Raw genomic sequence first — 3777 nt, forward strand, 5'->3', positions numbered from 1 at the left:
TTTTCATGGCCGCCTCCACCATGGGTTGGAGGCTGCTGTTGGCGCTGACCATCAGGCTCATCGCCAGCACCAGCGGACCGGTGGCTTTGGGGTCTGCTGCGTGGCCTTTGGTGGACGCGTCGACGGCCTTGGTGATTTGACCTGCATCGCGGCGCATGCGTCCCACAGTCGTCCAGGCTGTCGCCGAAGTTTGGGCTTTCGACAGTGCTTGGGCCAGGGCTTTTTCAACCACTTCTGAAGCCAGTGCCTTGTCTTGCAGCATGCCGAACAAGCGCGGCACAGAGGCGATGGCGGCAGATTGATCTTCCGCCGGGAGTTCGTTGATGGAAATCGCCAGGGCTTTGCCGGCATCTTCGATGCGGTTAAGCGCCAGCAAGATCTGAAGCACGTAGCGGCTGGCTTCCAGGGATGTCGGAATTTCCCTTTTCCAGGTTTGTGCCGCTTGCAATGCGGCTTCACCAGAACGGGCTTGCAATGCCATGTCAACGGCGCGCTGAAACAGGGCCGGATCGCGGGTTTTGCGGGCGGCGTCGAGCATGATCGAGAAACCGCTGCCTAAAGAGCCTTGGCGTGCGCTCAATTCACCCAGCAAAATTTGGTAGAACAAAATAGCGTCAAGGGCCGATTTTTTGTGCGGGTCTTCTGCTTTGACGCTGGCAGGCTGCGCCCAAGCACCGGCTATGCACGTGGACAAAACAGCAAGTCGAAACCAGAATTTCATGAGGGCCATCATAATCCAGCCAACTTTTAAACAAGCGCTTCAGAGGCAAATGGCCATCTTGGGCGTCGGATCAATGCATGCCTGAACTCCCAGAAGTTGAAGTCACCCGCCGAAGCTTTGCTGAGCGCATTGCTTCGGCCCAAATATTGGCCCTGCACATGGGCAAACCCTTGCGCTGGCCTTTGGGGGTGTCACCCCAAAGTTTGGTGGGGCGACAGGTTTTTGGCGTGCGGCGCCGGGGTAAATACCTGCTGCTTGATCTGGATCAGGGGCTTTTGCTGGTGCACCTGGGCATGTCGGGCAGCCTGAATTTCGCCCCCACACAAGCCGACCCCGGTCCCCATGACCACATGGATCTGGTCACTGACCGGGGCGTACTGCGCTTGCACGACCCGCGCCGTTTTGGTGCGGTGGTCTGGGCGCCCTCTGAGGATTCGCCGCAAGCGCAAAAGTTGCTGGGGCGGCTGGGTGTGGAGCCCCTGAATGGTCAATTTGAGGTCGCCGACTTTGCCGCTGCTCTAAAAAAACGCCAGTCCGCCATCAAGCAAGTTTTACTGGCGGGAGATGTGGTGGTGGGGGTCGGCAACATTTACGCATCGGAAGCCTTGTTCATGGCGGGCATTCGCCCGACCACCAAGGCCTCGCGTTTGTCCAGACCCCGCGTGGCCAGGTTGCACGCTGCCATCATTCAGGTGTTGTCCCGTGCGGTAGAGCAGGGGGGCAGTTCACTGAAAGACTTTGTCAGTGCCGAAGGCCGCACAGGCTACTTTCAACTGGAGGCGGCCGTTTATGGCCGTGCGGGCGAGCCATGCCGTGTGTGCGGCACCAAGATCCGTTCTATGTTGCAAGGCCAGCGCACCACTTTTTATTGCCCCCAATGCCAGAAACCTTGACGCCCTTGCCTGCAGGATTTTCCCGCTGCATGGTGGACTGGCAGCGCCAGCACGGTCGCCAAAGTTTGCCTTGGCAAAACACCCAGGACCCTTACCGCGTCTGGTTGTCTGAGATCATGTTGCAGCAAACCCAAGTGACGACCGTGCTCGATTACTTCCCCCGGTTTTTAGGGCGCTTTGCCGATGTCGCCGCTTTGGCCGATGCGCAGCAAGACGATGTGCTGGCTTTGTGGAGTGGCTTGGGTTATTACAGCCGCGCTCGCAACTTGCATAAGTGCGCACAAGAGGTGATGGGCCGATTTGGGGGCGTATTTCCCCGGCGTGCCGAGGATCTGCAAACCTTACCCGGCATTGGCCGCTCGACCGCTGCAGCGATTGCCGCGTTTTGTTTTCAAGAGCGCTCAGCCATTCTGGATGGCAACGTCAAGCGTGTGCTGACCCGTGTGTTGGGCTACGGCCAAGACTTGGCGGTGTCCAAAAACGAACGCGCATTGTGGTCTCTGGCGCAAGATCTCTTGCCAGAGCAGGCGTCTGACATGCCGCGCTACACCCAGGCGCTGATGGACTTGGGCGCCACGGTGTGCTTGCCACGCAAGGTGCAGTGTGATGTTTGCCCTGTGAGCGACTTGTGTCGGGCCAGAGGTCAGGGCGAGCCCTTGGCCTACCCCGTCAAGACGCGAAAAATCAAGCGCAGCAGCGTCACCTTGTGGCTGCTGTGGGCGGTCAACACGCAAGGCCAGGTGTGGTTGCAAAAGCGGCCCGATACAGGCATTTGGGCAGGCTTATTCAGCTTGCCGGTGTTTGATTCGGAAGGTGATTTGCGTGCTGCCTGGGCAGATGGGCAAGAGCCTCAGTACATCCAGCCGTGGAAGCATGTGCTCACGCACAGAGACCTTCACCTGCATCCTGTGCTAATGACCGGCAGCGCTCAAAACGCCCCCGACGCTGAGGGTCAATGGGTGGATGCTGCAGTCTGGCCTGGTATGGGCTTGCCGGCGCCAGTCAGGGCGCTACTGGCAGGCTGAAAAAATCGGCGCTGCTTATATCGCGTCAAGTTCCCGGTGCCGCTTGAGTGTGAGCCAGCGTGTGCCAAAGTTGTGCGCCAGTTGCTCGACCATGAAGACCGAGCGGTGTTGCCCGCCGGTGCAGCCAATGGCCACGGTCACGTAGCTGCGGTGGTCGCGTTCAATGGCAGGAATCCACTGCTTGAGGAATCCCTCGATCTGCAATTGCATCTGCACAAACTCCTCTGACTGGCGAAGGTAGTTCTGCACAGGCACATCTCGCCCGTTCAAGGACTTCAAGGCACTTTCGTAGTGGGGGTTAGGCAGCATTCGGATGTCGAATACGTAGTCGGCATCGGTGGGTATGCCCCGCTTGAAAGCAAACGATTCAAACACCAAAGTCAGTTGCGCCAAAGGGGCACTGACGAGTGTCTTGACATAGGTTTGCAGTTGGGCTGAGCGCAACAAACTGGTGTCGATGACATGCGCACGGTCACGCAAATCTGACAACAGTTCGCGCTCGAACTGGATGGTCTCGAGCAGCGCCTTGTCCCCTTGAGGTTTGTCACTGCCTGACAGCGGGTGTTTGCGGCGAGTTTCTGAGTACCGGCGCTGCAAAGTTTCTGATGAGGCGTCCAGGAAAACCGACTTCACGGACATGCCCATCTCGCGCAGCAGTGCCATTTGCTCGGGCATCAGGTGCAAGGAGTTGGCGCTGCGAACGTCGATGGCAATGGCCAGGCGTTGTTCTTTGTGCTTTTCTTCAAGTTTGACAAAGGGAATCAGCAGTTCGGGGGGCAAGTTGTCGACACAGTAATAGCCGGCGTCCTCCAGCGCGTGCAGTGCGACCGATTTACCAGAGCCGGACATGCCGGTGATCAGAATGATGTCCATGCTCAGTGTTGCGGCGCTTTGCGACCGCTGGGTTTCAAAGGGGCATCGCCCAGCATTTCTCGTGCGTGAGCCAAGGTGGTGGCGGAGAGTTTTTCGCCACCCAACATGCGTGCGATTTCGCTGACGCGTTCTTCGCCTGCAACGGCACGCACTTGGCTGTTGACTTGACCATGGGCAGCGGCTTTGCTGACCAGCAGGTGATGGTCGGCACAGGCTGCCACTTGGGGCAAATGGGTGACTGCCAGCACTTGGCGGTGCTGGCCCA

The 3777-nt window shown here is 58.6% G+C and carries 3 protein-coding genes and 2 pseudogenes; 2 read left to right on the forward strand and 3 right to left on the reverse strand.

The window, feature by feature from the left end:
• A pseudogene (locus ACIQ3A_RS14250) lies at window positions 1–721 on the reverse strand (hypothetical protein); the annotation flags it as partial.
• A 77-nt stretch (window positions 722–798) separates the two neighbouring features.
• Between ACIQ3A_RS14250 and mutM the strand changes: the two are divergent.
• Together mutM and mutY are read left to right on the forward strand one after the other, a co-directional pair.
• Window positions 799–1614, forward strand: a complete 816-nt coding sequence (gene mutM, locus ACIQ3A_RS14255; RefSeq protein WP_396432387.1) for a bifunctional DNA-formamidopyrimidine glycosylase/DNA-(apurinic or apyrimidinic site) lyase — start codon at window positions 799–801, stop codon at window positions 1612–1614.
• The gene (mutY, locus tag ACIQ3A_RS14260; protein WP_396432388.1) at window positions 1599–2639 is read left to right on the forward strand and encodes an A/G-specific adenine glycosylase; all 1041 of its coding nucleotides are present in this window, start codon (window positions 1599–1601) and stop codon (window positions 2637–2639) included. The genes mutM and mutY overlap by 16 nt, the downstream gene beginning before the upstream one ends.
• A gap of 15 nt (window positions 2640–2654) precedes the next feature.
• Here the strand turns inward: mutY and rapZ are convergent, their stop codons facing one another.
• Both rapZ and ACIQ3A_RS14270 read right to left on the reverse strand, forming a co-directional pair.
• Window positions 2655–3518, reverse strand: coding sequence for an RNase adapter RapZ (gene rapZ, locus ACIQ3A_RS14265; RefSeq protein WP_396432389.1), 864 nt, complete (start codon window positions 3516–3518; stop codon window positions 2655–2657).
• A pseudogene (locus tag ACIQ3A_RS14270) lies at window positions 3515–3777 on the reverse strand (DNA repair protein RecN); the annotation flags it as partial. The gene rapZ and the pseudogene ACIQ3A_RS14270, both read right to left, overlap by 4 nt.

Source organism: Limnohabitans sp. (assembly GCF_044361985.1).
Taxonomy (GTDB): Bacteria; Pseudomonadota; Gammaproteobacteria; order Burkholderiales; family Burkholderiaceae_C; genus Limnohabitans_A.